The sequence below is a fragment of the Globicatella sp. HMSC072A10 genome, assembly GCF_001811625.1.
Classification (GTDB): domain Bacteria; phylum Bacillota; class Bacilli; order Lactobacillales; family Aerococcaceae; genus Globicatella; species Globicatella sanguinis.
The window spans coordinates 12898-31697 of the sequence record NZ_KV805784.1 but is presented as its reverse complement, the minus strand read 5'-3'; the positions used below and the strand labels follow the sequence as shown (position 1 = coordinate 31697).

Sequence of the window (18800 nt, the reverse complement as noted above, 5' to 3'; positions counted from 1 at the left end):
GATTTATTGTTCGTTAATTTAATAGCGCAGTGGTTGAGTGGTCTCAAACTGCGTCTTAACGGCTTGTTTGAGGCCTACTCAACTGTGCGGGGGTAGGCCGACGAAGGAAAATCATTCGATTTTCTACTTCTGGTCTACTCCCATCCACGTCAGATATTTAGAAAAATGAATTCTATTTAAAAATATTTTTAAATAACTATTGTATTGGAGAGAGAATAGAAGTATAATCTATTTAAATAAAATTTGAAATAGAAAGGTGTGATGGTGTTGGGTGTGAATCAAATCTTGTCAGCATTGGCCGACGAAACACGACGTAATATTTTAATGTTGTTACGTAAAGGAAAAATTAGTTCAGGCGAGATTGCTGAAAATTTAGAAATGACACCGCAAGCCTTATCCTACCATTTGAAAAAATTAAAAGAGGCGGATTTAATCTATGAAACGAAATATAAAAATTTCATTTATTATGAGCTGAATTTATCGGTATTAGATGATGCGATTATGTGGATGAATCAATTGATGGGAGGAAATCATCATGAAACTAAATAAAACCAATAAAATAATACTAGGTATCTTAATGATTACGCCACTATTATTAGCGATCATTTTTTATCCTAATTTACCTGAAAAAATTCCCATGCACTATGGGATGAATAATCAAGTCGATCGTTGGGGAAGTAAAAAAGAAATCTTTCTATTTCCAGCATTGCTAGTGGTAATAGGGTTGGCGATGCAAAACATTACCAAAAAATTAGGTTCGAAAGAGCAAACAGGAACCAACAATCAAAAATTATCAGTTAAAGTGACTTATGCGACCTTAATTTTGTTAAATTTAATGTTTGGCTATATCCTCTATACGACTGTGAATGGCATTACCGATTTAAATGATGTTCTCGTACCTTTAGGCAGATTTACAGGTATTATATTAGGCTCTTTATTAATCTTTATTGGTAATCTTTCACCTAAAGCCAAATTGAATAAAAATAGCTGGATCAATATTGGTTTTAGAACACCTTGGAGTAAGAAGAATGAAGAAACATGGCGCCGTACACAAATGGCCAGCGGTTATGTTTCTGTCATTGCAGGATTGATATTAATCATTTCATCATTTTTTATAAAAGCTCAATGGATGCCAATTGTTATTTTAGTGACGATTTTAAGCTTTGCGATTGGTGTGAGTATTTATTCATATTGGTTGGCTAAAAAGTATTAATTGGCTTTATACCATCACCGACACACCATCAGGAGATTGTGATTTATTAGAATTTGAAATTGCAGGTAAAACAATAGCTGCCGTTTCAGGAGGTCCCTATTTTCAATTAGACGAAAGCATCTCCTTCATGTTGAGTTGTGACTCTAAAGAAGAGGTTAGTCGCTTAACGGAAGCATTTCTAGAAGATGGGCAAGTGATGATGCCATTAGGTGAATATCCATTTAATCCACATTATGCTTGGGTAAAAGATAAATATGGCATGACCTGGCAATTATTTACCGATGACTCACTAAGCCAACTATATAAGTTAGAATATTGCTTATTATTTGCACACAAATTAGCTGGCTTAGCCAAACCAGCTCTTGAATATTATGGACAATTATTTAATACACCAGTTTTGAATGTTAATGAATATCAACCAGGGGAAGCACATGATAACCGTGCCAAAATTAATTATTGAAAAATTGTGATGGAGAATACTGCCATTATTGCGATGGACCATGGTTATACTGGAGACAAGGCGTTTTCTGAAGCCGTCTCATTAATGGCGTACTGTGGACACACAAGAAGAAGTGGATACCTATTGGGAGGCGTTAAACCACGTACCAGCAGTTGCTCAATGTGGCTGGTGTAAAGACCAATTTGAGGTTTCTTGGCAAGTAGTACCAAGCTGGTTAATGACATTATATCAATCAGATAACCTCGAAGGTATTAAAGCTGTAAATCAAGCCGTATTAAAAATGAAAAAATTAGATTTAGCTGCAATGCAAGCGGCATTTGAAAATGCAAAAGACTAATTGTTGTAGTGCTGCCAAACCAAAAATAAATACATACGAATTAACCCACGCAAAACCAAACGCAAAAATTATCGTTTGATTTCACGTGGGGTTTTTATTACAATAGCAGAATTTTAATGGAAAACGACTATGTAATTAAAAAAGGAAATGGTCGTGGTACCAAATATATTAGTCAATAAATTATTTTTGTTCTCTCTATATCAGGTAACCGATTTTTATATATAATAAAGCATAAACGTGATCGATCTCGTTATAACTTGTGCTATATTGAGTTTAGAATACACCAATGCAGAATAGAGGACAAATTATGATTAATTCAATTGGACAAGTTATGTTATATGTTGAGGATATTGAAAAAGCTACTGAGTTTTGACATGATCAAGTAGGGTTTGAACGCATTGAAAAACAAGTTCAGGGACCACAAACTTTCTATTTATTGTCCCTAAATTAGATAGTGAAGTGCAATTTGTCTTACATGATAAAGCGGAAGTAGCAAAGATGAATCCAAGAATGAATTTAGGGACACCAAGTATTTTATTTACCACCGATGATTTGGAAGGTACTTACCAACATTTCATCGCTAATGGTATCCAGGCGAATCAACCAATGGATTTAGGATTCTTTAAAGTATTCAATTTTGCCAATCACAAAGGAATCTATTTTGCCATACGTGAAGTGAAGTAATTAATCAAAGAATTGTGTGTAGGAAAGAAGAGAGTAGTGTGCGCAATATACTTTATCTTGTTACAATTCAATTAAAAATTATTATGAAGTAGATTTTTTGCGTTGCATCTTACAAACTGATGAAACTGACAGAGATACGTGTTAAAACTCTTACGCAGTAGATTTTGGCCGCTTCAATTTTCTGCAAATAAAACAAAAAGACCACTCATTTGAAAACGAGTGGTGTTCATTATTTATCTTATTGTTCTAATAAAGCAAAACCTTCATCGATGACATTTTTCAATGTAGTAGCTGATAAATTCATTTTTTCAGTTTCAGCATCATTTAATGGGATTTCGATAACGGTCTCGATACCTTGACGACCAATCACGGCTGGAGCTCCAATAAAGATATCTTTTTGACCATATTCGCCATCTAAATATACTGATAATGGGAAGACCGCTTTATTATCATCTAAGATAGCTTTACAAATACTTGCTAAGGCAACAGCGATACCATAGTAAGTTGCACCTTTTTTAGCGATAATTTCATAGGCTGCATCACGTACTTTAAAGAAGATGTTAACTAATTCTTCTTCATCAACTTCTGGGTGAATTTTAACCCAGTCAGCGATTTGTAATCCACCGATGTTAGCGTGTGACCAAACAGGGAATTCTGTATCACCGTGCTCACCTAAGATATAACCGTGAACGTTACGCGCATCAACGCTAACTAAGTCAGCAATACGTTGACGGAAACGTGCTGTATCTAATGAAGTACCTGATCCAATAACGCGTTCTTTAGGGAAACCACTGAATTTCCAAGTTGCATAAGTTAAAACATCAACTGGGTTTGAAGCGATTAAGAAGATGCCATCGAAACCAGATGCAACGATTTCACCGATAATACCTTTGAAGATTTTTAAGTTTTTGTGTACTAAGTCTAAACGTGTTTCACCAGGTTTTTGAGCAGCACCAGCAGTGATTACGACGATATCTGCATCGTGGCAGTCAGCGTATGATGCGGCATAGATTTTTTTAGGCGAGGTAAATGCTAATGCACTTGATAAGTCTAAGGCATCCCCTTCTGTTTTCTCTGTGTTAATATCGATAATACCTAACTCACGACCAATATTTTGTGTAACAGTTGCAAATGCAAAACTTGAACCAACAGCGCCATCTCCAACTAAGATAATTTTGCTTTTTGATGATTTTTGTGACATTTAGCAAACCTCCTAAATTATAATGTTTTTTATAGTATAACAAATAATTATATAAAATTAAAGCTAAAAAAGAGTATTTTATCAAAGAAAAATAATGCTAACGCTTTATTTGTAATGCAACAGTTTTCAAGTTAGACTAATACAGATTTATATAGAACGACTTTTCAAAATAGTTATGATATAATAAATGTACAGATTAACAATAGGTGGTACATAATGAAATTAATTATTGGATTAGGCAACCCAGGAAATAAATATGATGGGACACGTCATAATATTGGTTTTGATGTCGTTGACCGATTTTTGGACAAACATTCTTTATCAATGACGGATCAAAAGTTTAGAGCTGATTATACGAGCTGGCATCATAATGGTGAGCGAATTTATTTTATGAAGCCTTATACGTATATGAACTTATCAGGAGAAGCAGTTCTTCCTTTAATGAGTTATTTTGGTATTGGAATGGAAGATATTTTGGTTATATATGATGACTTGGATTTAGAACTGGGGCGTATTCGTTTACGTCGCAATGGGAGTTCGGGCGGCCATAATGGGATGAAGAGTATTATTGAGATGCTAGGTAGCCAAGAATTTAACCGTATCAAAGTCGGAATTGGTAGACCATCAGGTGGTTGGAAAGTTGTGGATCATGTTTTAGCACCATTTTCACCAGAAGATCGAGTGACGATTGACGCGACCATTGATCGAGTGGTTGAAGCAATCGAACATTGGATTGAACATGATGATTTTTCAGCAACCATGAATATTTACAATCAAAAATAACCTGTAAAATTTAAATCAAAATTGGCTTGGAGAGACGTGAACCTTCTTGCCAAACTAGAAATATTTATATTGGCGCAGTGATTGAGTATTTTCAAACATCGTCCATACAGACTTGTTTATTGACTACTCAATGGTGCGGGGGTGGGAGACGAAGCAGAAATAATCTTATTTTCTACTTGTTATCCACTCCCCTTTGTGTGTTGTTAGGAGAATTATATTAATGATAAATTATTTAAATAAAGAACCATTTTCAAAGGTTGTTCAGGAGCTGAATAAGTTTCAAGCTCCGGAAAGCCAACAATTAGTAACGGGGGTTGATGACAGCGCTCGGGCTGTTTTGTGGGCACAATTATTCAACGAACAACCAAGACAATTATTAATCGTTGAACCCGTTGCGACTCATTTGACCCAATTAGTTGATGATTTACAACAGTTATTGCCTGATTATCCGGTTCATTTATTTCCGGTAGAAGAAGCCATGCCGATTGAATTTTCAATGGCTTCATTTGATAACCAAGCGATGCGCGTTGAAGCCTTAACGGCTCTAGCAAGTGGTAAGCCATGTGTGATTGTCGCATCTGGTTTGGCATTGAGAAAAAGATTAACGCCGGTATCTATTTGGAAAGATGCCCAACTAACATTAAGTTTAGGAGATGATATTGAGCGATTCGAACTTGAAAAGCGTTTAAATTACTTAGGTTATACGCGTGAGTCAATGGTGCAAGCCCCGGGCGAATATAGTATCCGTGGTAGTATTATTGACTTCTATCCATTAAATTATGAATATCCAGTTCGCTTAGATTTCTTTGATACAGAATTAGATTCCATCCGTTTCTTTGATGCTGAAACCCAAGAATCGATTGACAATGCTGAGACAATTCAATTATTACCTGTTAAAGATGTTTTGTTCAGTTTAGAAGAGCAACAAGCAGTCTTATCTCAAATTCAGGGTGATTTAGAAAAAAGAGTGAAAAAAATCAAAGATGATGAGACTCAAGAACAAGTTATGAAAGGGATGAGCGATCTTCTTGAACGTCTTCAACATGGGGAGCCGTTGCAATATCATTTGGCTTACTTAGAATACCGTGATGCGAAGGGAACCACCCTTGTAGATTATTTAGCTGATAATGGCACCCTTATTATTAATGAATTAGATCGGATTCAAAATCGTGAACGTCAATCGATTGAGGAAGATTTATTTTGGATTGAACAAGAAATGACCAAAGGGAATTTATTGCCTGGTCTTTCTATTAAAGTCGAAGCGACAGAACAAATTAAAAATGCCAAACAGCCTAAAATTTATTGTTCGGTCATTCAACGTGGATTAGGTAAATTAACGTTTAGAGCCATTCATCATATCCATTATCGCAGTATGAACCAATTCTTTAACCAAATGCCATTGGTTAAAACAGAAATCGATCATTGGTTGAAACAAGAAAATATTGTACAGGTCGTTTTACCTACACTTGAAGAAGCTAGAAAAGCACAGGCGCGTTTTGAAGAATATGACATTCAACCGGTTGTCATTCAAGATACAGCCACCCTTAATCCGCATGCAGTCAATATCGTAGTAGGCAATTTAACCAATGGGTTTGAATTGCCGGTTGCTAAGTGGGTAGTGTTAACTGGTAAAGAATTATTCAATCAGGTTAAGCGTCGCAGTGTGCGCAAGCAAACTTTATCCAATGCTGAACGCATTAAAAGCTATTCAGAGCTTGAAATTGGTGATTATGTCGTCCATATTAATCATGGGATTGGACAGTATACCGGGGTAGAAAACATTGAAATCAATGGCGTCCATCGTGATATGGTGTCGGTCGTCTACCAAGACAACTCGCGTATTTTATTACCTGTTGATCAAATTCAACTATTACAAAAATATGTCGCATCAGAATCCAAAGTACCTAAGTTAAATAAATTAGGGAGCGCTGAATGGCAGAAAACGAAAGCTAAGATAGCGACTAAAATTGAAGACATTGCGGATGAATTAATTGAGTTATATGCTAAACGTGAAAACCAAAAAGGCTATGCATTTGAACCCGATACACCAGAGCAAGCTGCGTTTGAAAATGCTTTTAGTTATGTAGAAACAGATGATCAATTACGTTCTACGGCTGAAATTAAAGCCGATATGGAAAAAGAACGGCCAATGGATCGCTTATTAGTGGGTGATGTTGGCTATGGTAAGACCGAAGTCGCGATGCGAGCGGCTTTTAAGGCCGTAATGGATGGTAAACAAGTGGCCTTTCTGGTACCGACTACGATTTTAGCGCAACAACATTATAATACTTTAATTGAACGTTTCGTTGACTTTCCTGTTAATATTGGCCTTTTAAGTCGCTTCGTTACGCAAAAGCAACAGAAGGAAACGATAACAGGATTAGCCTTAGGTAACATCGATATTGTTGTTGGAACGCATAGAGTTTTATCGAAAGATATTGAATTTGCCGATTTAGGGCTATTAGTAGTCGATGAAGAGCAACGTTTTGGGGTAAAACATAAAGAACGCTTGAAACAATTAAAATCTCAAGTCGATGTCTTAACCTTAACCGCAACCCCGATACCAAGAACCTTGCATATGTCGATGATTGGTGTACGTGACTTATCGGTTATTGAGACACCACCAAATGATCGTTTCCCTGTGCAAACCTATGTGATGGAGCGAAATGAAGCAGCGATTAAATCGGCCGTTGAACGTGAAATGGCCCGTGGTGGACAGTGTTTTTATTTATATAATCGGGTCGCAACCATCGATCAACGTGCCCAAGAATTACAAGAATTAGTACCAGAGGCTCGTGTTGCGGTTGCGCATGGTCAAATGACAGAAGTGCAATTAGAGACCATCTTAATCGATTTTATCAATGGTGCGTACGATATATTAGTCACGACCACGATTATTGAAACCGGTGTGGACATTCCCAATGCGAACACCTTATTTGTCGATATGGCTGATCATATGGGACTGTCAACCTTGTATCAATTAAGAGGACGGGTGGGTCGAACGAACCGGGTTGCATATGCCTACTTAATGTATGAGCCTTTTAAACAATTAAGTGAAATTAGTGCCAAACGATTACAAGCGATTCAAGAATTTACTGAATTGGGGAGTGGCTTTAAAATTGCAATGCGTGACTTATCGATTCGTGGCGCTGGTAATTTATTAGGGAAGCAACAATCTGGCTTTATCGATTCTGTCGGTTTTGATATGTATTCACAAATGTTAAAAGAAGCCGTGGATGTTAAACGTGGCTTGAAGAAACCCGTCTCAGAGGAAACTTCAGAAAGTATTGAGTGGGATTTAATGATCGATGCTTATATTCCATCTTCATATATTAGTGATGAACGTCAGAAAATTGCTATTTATAAATCCATTCAACAAGTGGATTCTGAAGAAGCTTATCGTCAATTACAAGATCAGTTGATTGACCGTTTTGGTGAATTTCCTGATGAAGTGAGTGATTTATTAGAGATTGCCTTAATTAAGCATTATGGGTTATTAGCTGGCGTTGAACAAATTAAGCAGAAAAATGATCAAGTGGAAGTGACCTTTAATCCGCGCATGACCCTTAAATTACAAGGAGCAACCATTTTCGAGTTATTGCAAGACATTCCGGTTAAAATTAAAGTAGCGGTAGAAAATGAACAGCTGAAGGTAACCTTACAAGTTCGAGGCACACCAAGTTATCAATGGTTAGGTTATTTGAAAAACTTAACCCAAGCCATTGCTGAAAGAAATAAAGTAAAGGAGCAATAGTAGATGAGATTAGATAAGTTTTTAAAAGTATCACGATTGATAAAACGACGTACCGTTGCCAAAGAAGTAGCCGATCAAGGACGTATTAAGATTAATGATACTGTTGCTAAATCGAGTTCAACCGTTAAGATTGGTGATACCCTAGAGATTCGTTTTGGTAATCGCATTATGACGGTCGAAGTTTTAGATATTCGTGATACGACGAAGAAAAATGAAGCAGTCGAATTATATAAAATTATCTCTGAAGAAAGAATTGAAAAAGAAATTCCAATTATTGATGAATTTTTAAGTTAAGCCTTCATCATCATCATGAATCCTAAGTTTCAAACGAATAATTAAAAAAATTTTAAAAGAAAAAATAACCTTTTATGGTAATTATTTTCTTTCAATGATATACTCATGATGTATGAGTATTGGAGGTGAGACAATGGCTCAATATAATAGAAATAAATCTAAGAAAACTATCAAAGGAAAATACCAAAAGCAGTTCAACATCGTTTTTACTGTCGTTTGTTTACTTTTGATTGGGACAGCTTGCTTATCTTTAATGAATAACATTGGTAAAAAGCAAGCGACGCTTGAGCAATTGACTCAAGTCCAAGCAAAACATAATCAAGCGGTCGAAAAAAATCGACAAGCGCAACAAGAATACAATCAAGTACAAGATAGTGAATATTTAGAACAAGTCGCACGCCGAGATTACTATTACTCAAAAGAAGGCGAAATTATTTTCGACCTTGGAGAGACGGAATCTGTTTCAGAAGAAACAACCATCCTTCCAGAATAATTTATTTAATGTTTTACAATGTCTTATTATGAAAGACAATTTTTAAGGAGGAAAAAGCATTTTATGTCAGTTGAAGTGGGGCAGAAAGTTACAGGGAAAGTAACCGGGATTACACATTTTGGTGCTTTCGTCGAATTGCCAGAGAATCAATCTGGATTAGTTCATATTAGTGAGGTATCCGATGGATTCGTAAAAGATATCAATTCCGTTCTTTCGGTAGGACAAGAAGTGGAAGTAAAGGTATTGACTATCGCCAACGATGGAAAGATTAGTTTATCAATCCGTCAAGCTAATGAAAATAAAACAGTAGGGAGACCTCAACGTCAAGGTTTTAGAAAAGGGTCAGACAATCAGTCGTCAGAACCAAAATTTAAAAAGAATTTTGATGGCGCAAGTAATGAGAATCGTAATTTCCCAAATAAATTTGGAAATCAAAATACGAATCATCAAAATAATCGTCAAACAAGCGATTTTGATCAACTGATGAGTAATTTCCTTAAAGATAGTGAAGAACGTTTAACTTCAATCAAACGTAATACAGAAGGTAAACGTGGTGGCCGCGGCGGACGTCGTAGCTAATAACATTTAGATAAAGCACTTGTTTTTGACCGCAGGTTATAAGCAAGTGCTTGTTTTATGTGAAAGACAGGTGTATATAGATGGAAAAAACGATTGTCAAAGTGAAAAATCAACTCGATGCTTGGAAAGAGTGGCAACAAGCGAAAGTGGTCTTACTAGCCGTTTCAGGTGGCGTCGATTCAGTCGTGTTATTGGATATCATTTATAAATTAAACCAAGAACTAGCGCAACCTAAAAAAATAGTCCTAGCTCATTTTAATCATCGCCTTCGACAAGAAAGTGATATTGATGCGAATGTGGCGAAAACATTAGCCGAAAAACATCAAATTATTTATTATGTAAAAAGTTGGGAAAATCCAGCCACTAAAAATGTCGAAGCAGCGGCAAGAGATGCTCGTTATCAATTTTTTGCAGAAATCATTGAAAAAGAAGCAGTGGATATCTTATTAACGGGTCATCACTTAAATGATTTAGCTGAGACGGTACTGATGCGTTTAACACGCGGAACTTCGTTAAAAGGATTGCGAGGGATCGAAGCCAATTATCGTCGTTTGTTAATGACGGTTGACCAAAGACCGGTGTACGTTCAAATGATGCGTCCGTTATTAACGATTACTAAAACCGAATTATATGATTATGCAGCAGAACATGATTTAGAATTTGTAGAAGATGCTTCTAATCAAGATACCAAATATTTCCGCAATCGAATTCGTCATCAAATTTTGCCTGTATTAGAGCAAGAAAATCCTAATTTTTTAGAAAACATGTTAGCCCTTCAAGAGCAATTACAAGCAAGTTATTCGGTACACTATGCAAATTATTTAAAACGTGAGCCAATGTTATTAATGTATTCAGAAAAATTGCGTTGGGTTTTATATGTACCAGCTTTTGTTGAGTTAGAAGAAAATCAACGAAAAGTGTTTTTAGCCCTCTTTTTTGAAGAGCGTTTAGTGGAAGATATTCCAACCTATACGAAAGAGGCAATAGATCGAGTTGATCAAGTGATTATGAATGATCGTCTACCGAATAGTAGTTTTCAATTAAATGAAAATTGGGTGGTGCGACGTGAATATGATTTTATCTATATCCAACCTAAGGAAGAAGAAAAACAGCTTGATCAAAAATTGAGTGTTCAAATTAAGCATCTTAATCACTGGCATATCATTAGTGAGAAAGAACAAATTGGATTATTTGATGAACGTTATTTTTCAACCTCTCAAGTATTGGAAATGGACTATTCTTTACGCTTGTATTTAAAACCCGACCAGCTACCAGGTTTTTATGTGCGCCATCGTAAAGATGGTGATCGTTTAGCTTTAAACGATGGACATGGAGATATTTTTCATAAAAAAGTGAGTCGTTATATGATAGATAATAAGATTCCCTTAAATGATCGCAATCAAATGTGGTTGCTTTGTGACCGACAAGAAGAAGTCATCGCCATTATCGGTCATATTTCTTCAAGAAATTATCGTCATCGCCATCCAGCGGCTGAAAGTTACTTGTTTTTATATCGAAAAATGCAAGACTAATAGAAAAGATTATGTTAAAATGAAGGTTATCGAAAGGTTAAAGGAGACTCATATGTTAGAACAAGATATTGAACGTGTAGTAGTAAGTAGAGAAGAAATCAAGGCTGCATGTGAAAAATTAGGTAAACAATTAACAGAAGATTATCAAGGTAAAGACGTGCTGGTTGTAGGAATTTTACGTGGCGCTGCTTTATTCATGATGGATATTATTAGAGAAATGGATTGCCATCTTGAAATGGATTTTATGGATGTTTCAAGTTATCATGGTGGAACTTCTTCATCAGGTGAAGTTAAGATTATTAAAGACTTAGACTCTCGCGTTGAAGGGCGTCATATTTTAATTGTAGAAGACATTATTGATACGGGACGTACATTGCGTTATATCATGGATTTATTAAAATACCGTAAAGCAGCCTCAGTCAAAGTGTGTGCTTTAACTGACAAACCAGAAGGTCGTGTTGTTAAAGATGTAAAAGCGGACTATGTAGGGATTGAAGTTCCTAATGAGTTTTTAGTAGGATATGGCTTGGATTACGAACAAAAATATCGTAACTTACCTTATATTGGGGTTTTAAAGCCAGAAATCTATATTAAAAGCAAAGCATAGGACTTTTCGAATTTAATATGGTATGATAGTCAAGATATTAAATCGGATCGGAGGATAAAAGATTATATGAATAACCCAAAACGAAATAATCCCAATAATAAAAAACCGAATCGCAATATGATGAAAGGACCATTCTTTTACTTATTGCTCTTCTTAGCGTTTATGGGGATTTTCCAATTATTTACGGGTGATTTATTTTCAGGTAATAAATCAAATGAGATAAGCGCCAGTGAATTTGTACAAAAGTTAGAAGATGGACAAATTAAGTCCTTTGAAATTCAGGCAGGGGCTGGAGTTTATAATATTAATGGTCAATTCAATTCGACCGCTGAAACTCAAACCACTGACCGGGATACTTTTATTGAAGTTTTACAAAATTCGAGTACCTCGAATCGTTTTACCACCAAAGTGTTGGGTAACGATTCAACCATTAGACAAATAACCGAATTAGCACAAAACTCAGAAACAGAAATTAAGACGATTTCAGAATCAAACTTAGAAATGTGGATATCGATAATCCCATTTGTGATTTTAATGATTCCGGCATTCTTCTTAATGTTTTCGATTTTCCAACAAAGTGGCGGTGGCGGTGGCCGTAATGTGATGAACTTTGGTAAAACCAAATCACGTGAAGTAAATAAAGAGAAAGTCAAAGTACGCTTCTCTGATGTTGCCGGTGCTGAGGAAGAAAAACAAGAATTAGTTGAGATTGTGGATTTCTTAAAAAATCCTAAAAAATATGCTGAATTAGGCGCACGTATTCCTTCAGGGGTCTTATTAGAAGGTCCTCCAGGGACAGGTAAAACCTTATTAGCAAAAGCCGTCGCTGGTGAAGCCGGTGTCCCATTCTTTAGTATTTCAGCGTCAGAATTCGTTGAGATGTTCGTTGGGGTCGGAGCGAGCCGTGTACGTGATTTATTTGAAAATGCAAAAAAAGCAGCACCTGCAATTATCTTTATTGATGAGATTGATGCTGTTGGTCGTCAACGTGGAGCTGGTATGGGTGGTGGCCACGATGAACGTGAACAAACCCTTAACCAATTGTTAGTTGAGATGGATGGTTTTGAGGGAAATGAAGCCGTAATTGTGATTGCAGCAACGAACCGTTCAGATGTGTTAGACCCGGCTTTATTACGTCCAGGACGTTTTGACCGCCAAATTTTAGTTGGTAATCCAGATGTAAAAGGTCGTGAAGCGATTCTGAAAGTTCATGCCCGCAATAAGAAGTTCGCACCAGATGTGGATTTAAAAGTCATTGCACAACAAACACCAGGTTCATCAGGAGCGGAGTTAGAAAACTTATTAAACGAGGCCGCTTTAATTGCAGCCCGCTTCAATCGTAAAGAAATTACGATGGGTGACTTAGATGAAGCGCAAGACCGTGTGGTAGCTGGACCAGCTAAACAAGACCGTGTCATTTCAGCAGCGCAAAGAAGAACCATTGCTTATCATGAAGCCGGCCATACGGTTGTCGGAATGGTCTTAAGTGATGCACGAGTGGTTCATAAAGTAACCATTGTACCACGTGGTCGAGCAGGTGGTTATGCGATTATGTTACCTAAAGAAGATCGCTTTATCGTGACCAAGAAAGAATTATATGAACAAGTTGTTGGTTTATTAGGTGGACGTGTGGCTGAAGAAATTGTCTTTAATTCACAATCTACCGGCGCAAGTAATGACTTTGAACAAGCGACTAACATTGTCCGTGCTATGGTAACCCAATACGGAATGTCAGATAAATTAGGTACGGTTCAATTTGAAGGCAATGAATCTGTTTTCGTTGGTCGTCAATATGGACAAAGTGCCCATTATTCAGAGCAAATTTCTTACGAAATCGACTTAGAAATTCGTCGTATTATGAATGAAGCCCATGAAGAAGCACATCGTATTATTAACGAACATCGCGAACAATTAAATGTGATCGCTGAAAAATTATTAGAAGTTGAAACCTTAGATAAACGTCAAATTAAATCACTTTTTGAAACAGGTGAAATGCCAACACCTTATAGTAATGGTGAAGAACCAGAAGAAGAAGTGAGAACTTTTGAAGAAGCTAAAGAAAAAGCGGATCGTGATTTAGAAACTAATTTAGCTGAAGATGAAGCCAAACATCATCCACATGCTACTGAGAGTTCAAACGATTCTAACAAGCTGAATTCAGAAGTAGACGGTGAATTTGAAGAAATATCTTCAGAATCAGATTCAACCGAAACTAATTTAGACGAAGAATAATCATCATTAATTAGTATCAAAGAGGCTGGGTAATTGCTAAAATTTTCCCGGCCTCCATTTTTTCTTTTAATTTAAATTATGCTTAGAAAATGAAATGCGTTATGACGAGCGATTGAGTGGATTAAAAAGGTAAACATTCAATTGTCTATTTGAGTCAAAGAACTTTCAATTTAAAAAACTTTTTGTTAAACTATGAAAGGTTATTAACAACTGAGATAGAAATAACATGGTAAATAAAATGATTCGATGAAAGGAATAAAGAATATGACAGATCAAATTTTAAAAGCTGTTGCCTATGATGGGCAAGTGCGGGTGTTTGTATTAGACTTTACTGAAACGGTTGATGAAGCACATCGTCGTCATGATACATGGCACACATCCACTGCGGCTTTAGGACGAACATTGGTAGCTACTAGTTTATTAGGATCCAACTTAAAAGGAGAAGACCACATCAGTGTGGAAGTACTAGGTGAAGGTCCTGCTGGACGTATCGTCACTGATGGCGACTCCGTTGGAAATGTACGCGGATATATCCAAAATCCCCATGTTGCTTTAGAATTAAATGATAAAGGAAAATTGGATGTAGCGGGTGCGGTAGGATTACCGGGCACCTTAACCGTTAGAAAGTATATTACGGGTGCAGATGAACCATTCTCAGGTCAAGTACCATTAATCAGTGGTGAATTAGCAGAAGACTTCACTTATTATATGGCGATTTCAGAACAAACACCTTCTTCCATTGGATTGAGTGTTTTAGTTAATCCTGATGAATCAGTAGCAGCAGCAGGTGGTTTTATGATTCAAGTGATGCCAGGTGCCACTGAAGAAACAATTGATAATTTAGAAGCGCGTATTAATTCCATTGGTCGCTTCTCTGATTTGCTAGATCAAAAGAAACCATTGGAGGAATTATTAGATATTTTAGTAGGTGAAAATAAGTCTAAAATTTTAGATAAGCATGAGGTTGCGTTCTACTGTCCATGTAGTAAAGAACGTTTTGCTAAAAGTTTAAAAATGATTGGTAATGATGAGATTAATGCAATGATCGAAGAAGATCATGGGGCAGAACTAGTGTGTCATTATTGTAATGAACATTATCAATTTACTGAAGATGAATTAAAGGCATTAGTAGTTGAGGGATAGTTATGTTTAAAATAGGAAATATACAAATTGATAATCCAATTGTGGTGGCGCCGATGGCCGGAGTATCAAATTCGGCATTTAGAACGATTGTCAAACAATTCGGAGCTGGATTAGTAGTCTGTGAAATGATTAGTGACAAAGGGATTCAATTCCGTAATGAAAAGACCTTAAGTATGTTGCATATCGCTGAAAATGAATATCCTTTAAGTATTCAAATTATGGGTGGTAATCGCGAAACATTGGTTGAAGCAGCAAAATATGTGGCTGAAAATACGGAATGTGCCATCATTGATATTAATATGGGCTGTCCGGTTAATAAGGTCATTAAAGCGGAGGCGGGTGCTCGTTGGTTATTAGATCCTAACAAAGTTTATGAAATGGTATCATCTGTAGTGGATGCAGTCGATAAGCCTGTTACAGTAAAAATGCGTACTGGTTGGGATGATGAACATTTATATGCAATTGAAAATGCCTTAGCGGCTGAACGTGCGGGCGCTTCAATGGTAGCGATGCATGGCCGTACACGTGTGCAAATGTATGAAGGCAAAGCCAATTGGGATATTTTAAAAGCTGTTAAAAAAGAGCTAAAAACCATTCCTTTTATCGGTAATGGTGATGTTCGAACTCCTGAACAAGCCAAACATCTATTAGAAACAACGGGTGTTGACGGAGTAATGGTTGGTCGGGCAGCTCTAGGAAATCCTTGGGTAATTAAACAAATGGTACACTATCTAGAAACCGGTGAAATTTTACCACCAATGAATGCTCGTGAGAAAATCGATACAGCGATTGACCATTTAGATCGTTTGGTAGCATTAAAAGGGGATAGAACCGCCACTAAAGAATTCCGTTCACAAGCACATTATTATTTAAAAGGGATTCCACGTTCATCAAAAGTCAAAGTAGCGATTAATGAGACCGAAGAATCAGATACAGTGAAAAAATTATTATTAGATTTTGTAGAAGTAGCTGAGATGCATGAAGAAAAACAAGCAGAACGTCGCTTAGAACGTTTAGCTAAACGTGAAGAAGCAGCGAATGAGTAGTATTGAATTGAGATAGTGAAGCTGCTCGTTTTAGAAAAGGAACGAAGTGGTTCGGTAGTGTTTCCCCCGCGGATTTAAAGTTACTGGCTTTTGCTATGATACTACCTTGTTGCTGTGTTTAAAGACCTTATGCGTAATATAATTAATAATTTTAGAGAGAAGTAAACAATTTTCGTAAGAAAATACGTTTTCATCTCTCTTTTTTTAGTGAAATGAAATAATTTTTGTAGTATGATAAGTCTACTTAAAAATGAAAAGAGGAAAATAATGGATAAAATAGCAGTATTAATCCCTTGCTATAATGAAGCAGTAACCATTGGAAAAGTCATTGCTGATTTTAGAACAGTTTTACCCGAAGCCACCATTTACGTTTATGATAATAATTCAACCGATGATACCGTTAAAATTGCCAGTCAAGCTGGAGCAATCGTTCGTAGAGTAACGAAACAAGGAAAAGGTAATGTGATTCGTGCGATGTTTCGTGATATTGAAGCAGAGGCTTATGTCATGATTGATGGAGATGATACCTATCCTGCAGAGTATGCACCAGAGATGGTCGCAGCTATTTTAAGTGGAGAAGCAGAAATGGTGATTGGCGATCGTCTAAGTTCTACTTATTTTGAAGAAAATAAACGTCCTTTCCATAATTTTGGTAATGTCTTAGTCCGTCAAATCATTAACCAAATGTTTAATAGTGATATTCGAGATATTATGACCGGTTACCGTGCTTTTAGTTATGCTTTTGTAAAGACTTTTTCTATCCAATCGACTGGATTTGAAATTGAAACAGAAATGACGATTCATTCTTTAGATAAGCATTTACCAATAAAAAATGTGATTGTGACTTATCGTGATCGTCCTGAAGGAAGTGTTTCAAAATTAAATACCTACAAAGATGGTTTTAGAGTGATTAAAACGATTGGTCGTTTAATAAAGAATTATCGTCCATTTCGTTATTTTACGGCTATTGCGTTTGTACTCAGTTTAATTTCTGCTTTGTTATTTTTGCCAGTATGGTTTGAATTTCGTCAAACTGGTACGGTCGAACGATTCCCAACACTGTTTGTATCGGGATTCTTTTTCTTAGCTGCAATGATTGTCTTTATAGCGGGGATTATTTTAGATGTTCAATGCTATCATTTCCAACAACGCTTTGAAATGGAGTTTAAAAATAAAAAGAGCCAAAGAGGGCTAAAAGATGAAGCATAAACATACTAATTTAGGTCAAATACTCTGGCAATTATTATTACTTTTTGTTTTATTAGTGGTGTTGTATTTTAGTTTAATGGTATTAAGTTATACGATTCCATCTGAAAAAATTGCAGTGAATTTACGCTATTCATTAGAAACAATTGCTAATGAAACTAAGCGTTGGAGTGTGATGGGTGAATTTAAAGGAACCAAACTGGATACTTTTACCGATAATTTAATTTTTAACAAGTTAAGTAATCAAGAAGAACTGTCGGCCATCCAAGCTGCGATGTGGAATAATGGTTATGAACGTTATTGGCTCGGTGATATTGCGGTTTTAAGACCTATGCTAATCTTTATTAGTTATAAGCATATTCGTTATTTAAACATTTTCTTAGTTTTTATTGTTTTCTATTTTTCAATGACTAAAGTTGAAAAAGCAATTAGTCGTACTTATGCGTATCTCTTGATAACGATGTTATTATTAATTCATTTTTGGATTTTTCCACTTTCACTTCAATATACACCGGTTTTCATTATCAGTTTATTGGGAATAGTGGCAGTGATAGAAGTCCATCAACGCTATGGTTATCGACTCTCCAAAATGGTGCTGTTATTTTTCACTATCGGTTCTGTGACGAACTTTTTCGATTTATTGACTGTCCCATTATTGACTTTTGCGCTTCCGTGGATGATTTATTTTGTATTAGTTAATCAACATCATCAGCGCCATTTTAAGCATAATTTAAGTGAAACGGTGATTTTAGGTTGGACCTGGCTAATGGGCTTTGGCTTAACTTGGGCTAGTAAATGGGCCATCGGATCAGTGATATTAAAAGATAATTCATTTGCTAATGTTGCGAATCAAATCGCTTTAAGAACGGGCGGTAAAACGGATGAAATATTAGATGCGATCGAGATTATTAAAAATATGTGGAAAATTTTATTGCCTAAAACAGCGATGATTATTTTAGTCATATGGCTTATCATTTTATTATTGCAGTCTTTTAAAGGGGTCAAGAGTTATCAACATTGGTTAAGCACAACCCCATTATTGATGATTGCTTTAGTGCCATTTGTATGGGTGTTTATTTTGAAAAATCACAATTTCCATCATGCTTATTTTACCTATCGTTTATTTATTATTACATTGTTTTCAGTGTATACTTATCTCTTTCTAAATTTAAAGCAACGAAATGAATAGCGTGAAGACTAACAGTGGGAGTAGACCAGAAGTAGAAAATTGAATGA

The 18800-nt window shown here is 36.1% G+C and carries 17 protein-coding genes and 1 pseudogene; 17 read left to right on the top strand and 1 reads right to left on the bottom strand.

What is annotated here, in order from left to right:
* Positions 1-273: 273 nt before the first annotated feature.
* The 5 genes and pseudogenes from HMPREF2811_RS08415 (at position 274) to HMPREF2811_RS11955 (ending at position 2694) form a co-directional block, all read left to right on the top strand.
* Positions 274-549 (top strand): autorepressor SdpR family transcription factor, encoded by a 276-nt coding sequence (locus HMPREF2811_RS08415; RefSeq protein WP_371441408.1) that lies wholly within the window; start codon positions 274-276, stop codon positions 547-549.
* The gene (locus HMPREF2811_RS08410; protein ID WP_071408942.1) at positions 536-1213 is read left to right on the top strand and encodes a DUF1648 domain-containing protein; all 678 of its coding nucleotides are present in this window, start codon (positions 536-538) and stop codon (positions 1211-1213) included. Before HMPREF2811_RS08415 ends, HMPREF2811_RS08410 begins: the two co-directional genes overlap by 14 nt.
* Positions 1185-1673: a VOC family protein gene (locus tag HMPREF2811_RS08405; protein WP_084802074.1), complete on the top strand. Its 489-nt coding sequence runs from the start codon at positions 1185-1187 to the stop codon at positions 1671-1673. Before HMPREF2811_RS08410 ends, HMPREF2811_RS08405 begins: the two co-directional genes overlap by 29 nt.
* 94 nt (positions 1674-1767) lie before the next feature.
* The gene (locus HMPREF2811_RS08400) at positions 1768-2010 is read left to right on the top strand and encodes a VOC family protein (protein ID WP_071408940.1); all 243 of its coding nucleotides are present in this window, start codon (positions 1768-1770) and stop codon (positions 2008-2010) included.
* Positions 2011-2317: 307 nt separating this feature from the next.
* Positions 2318-2694, top strand: a pseudogene (locus tag HMPREF2811_RS11955) (VOC family protein).
* A gap of 238 nt (positions 2695-2932) precedes the next feature.
* On the opposite strand, the gene HMPREF2811_RS08390 reads toward HMPREF2811_RS11955, so the two are convergent.
* Complete coding sequence (locus HMPREF2811_RS08390) at positions 2933-3895, bottom strand: L-lactate dehydrogenase (RefSeq protein ID WP_071408939.1); 963 nt, start codon at positions 3893-3895, stop codon at positions 2933-2935.
* A 213-nt stretch (positions 3896-4108) separates the two neighbouring features.
* Here HMPREF2811_RS08390 and pth point away from each other — a divergent pair, with 213 nt between their 5' ends.
* The 12 genes from pth (at position 4109) to HMPREF2811_RS08330 (ending at position 18753) form a co-directional block, all read left to right on the top strand.
* Positions 4109-4678, top strand: coding sequence for an aminoacyl-tRNA hydrolase (gene pth, locus HMPREF2811_RS08385; protein WP_305793932.1), 570 nt, complete (start codon positions 4109-4111; stop codon positions 4676-4678).
* A gap of 220 nt (positions 4679-4898) precedes the next feature.
* Entirely contained in the window at positions 4899-8432 is a 3534-nt protein-coding gene (gene mfd / locus HMPREF2811_RS08380; RefSeq protein WP_071408937.1) for a transcription-repair coupling factor, read from the top strand.
* 3 nt (positions 8433-8435) lie between these two features.
* The gene (locus HMPREF2811_RS11610; RefSeq protein WP_071408936.1) at positions 8436-8726 is read left to right on the top strand and encodes an RNA-binding S4 domain-containing protein; all 291 of its coding nucleotides are present in this window, start codon (positions 8436-8438) and stop codon (positions 8724-8726) included.
* A 133-nt stretch (positions 8727-8859) separates the two neighbouring features.
* Positions 8860-9219 carry an FtsB family cell division protein gene (locus tag HMPREF2811_RS08370; RefSeq protein WP_071408935.1) on the top strand — a complete coding sequence of 120 codons (360 nt, stop codon included), beginning with the start codon at positions 8860-8862 and terminating at the stop codon, positions 9217-9219.
* A 63-nt stretch (positions 9220-9282) separates the two neighbouring features.
* A complete protein-coding gene (locus HMPREF2811_RS08365; protein WP_071408934.1) occupies positions 9283-9798 on the top strand; it encodes a S1 domain-containing RNA-binding protein in 516 nt (171 codons plus the stop codon).
* An 80-nt stretch (positions 9799-9878) separates the two neighbouring features.
* On the top strand, positions 9879-11330 hold the full coding sequence (gene tilS, locus HMPREF2811_RS08360) for a tRNA lysidine(34) synthetase TilS (RefSeq protein ID WP_071408933.1): 1452 nt from the start codon (positions 9879-9881) through the stop codon (positions 11328-11330).
* Positions 11331-11382: 52 nt separating this feature from the next.
* Positions 11383-11937: a hypoxanthine phosphoribosyltransferase gene (hpt, locus tag HMPREF2811_RS08355; RefSeq protein ID WP_071408932.1), complete on the top strand. Its 555-nt coding sequence runs from the start codon at positions 11383-11385 to the stop codon at positions 11935-11937.
* Positions 11938-12003: 66 nt separating this feature from the next.
* The gene (ftsH, locus tag HMPREF2811_RS08350) at positions 12004-14169 is read left to right on the top strand and encodes an ATP-dependent zinc metalloprotease FtsH (protein ID WP_071408931.1); all 2166 of its coding nucleotides are present in this window, start codon (positions 12004-12006) and stop codon (positions 14167-14169) included.
* A gap of 264 nt (positions 14170-14433) precedes the next feature.
* On the top strand, positions 14434-15312 hold the full coding sequence (gene hslO, locus HMPREF2811_RS08345) for an Hsp33 family molecular chaperone HslO (RefSeq protein WP_071408930.1): 879 nt from the start codon (positions 14434-14436) through the stop codon (positions 15310-15312).
* A gap of 2 nt (positions 15313-15314) precedes the next feature.
* A complete protein-coding gene (gene dusB / locus HMPREF2811_RS08340; RefSeq protein WP_066123742.1) occupies positions 15315-16358 on the top strand; it encodes a tRNA dihydrouridine synthase DusB in 1044 nt (347 codons plus the stop codon).
* 267 nt (positions 16359-16625) lie between these two features.
* A complete protein-coding gene (locus tag HMPREF2811_RS08335; RefSeq protein WP_071408929.1) occupies positions 16626-17567 on the top strand; it encodes a glycosyltransferase family 2 protein in 942 nt (313 codons plus the stop codon).
* Positions 17557-18753: a hypothetical protein gene (locus HMPREF2811_RS08330; RefSeq protein ID WP_071408928.1), complete on the top strand. Its 1197-nt coding sequence runs from the start codon at positions 17557-17559 to the stop codon at positions 18751-18753. Before HMPREF2811_RS08335 ends, HMPREF2811_RS08330 begins: the two co-directional genes overlap by 11 nt.
* The last annotated feature ends 47 nt before the right edge of the window (positions 18754-18800 follow it).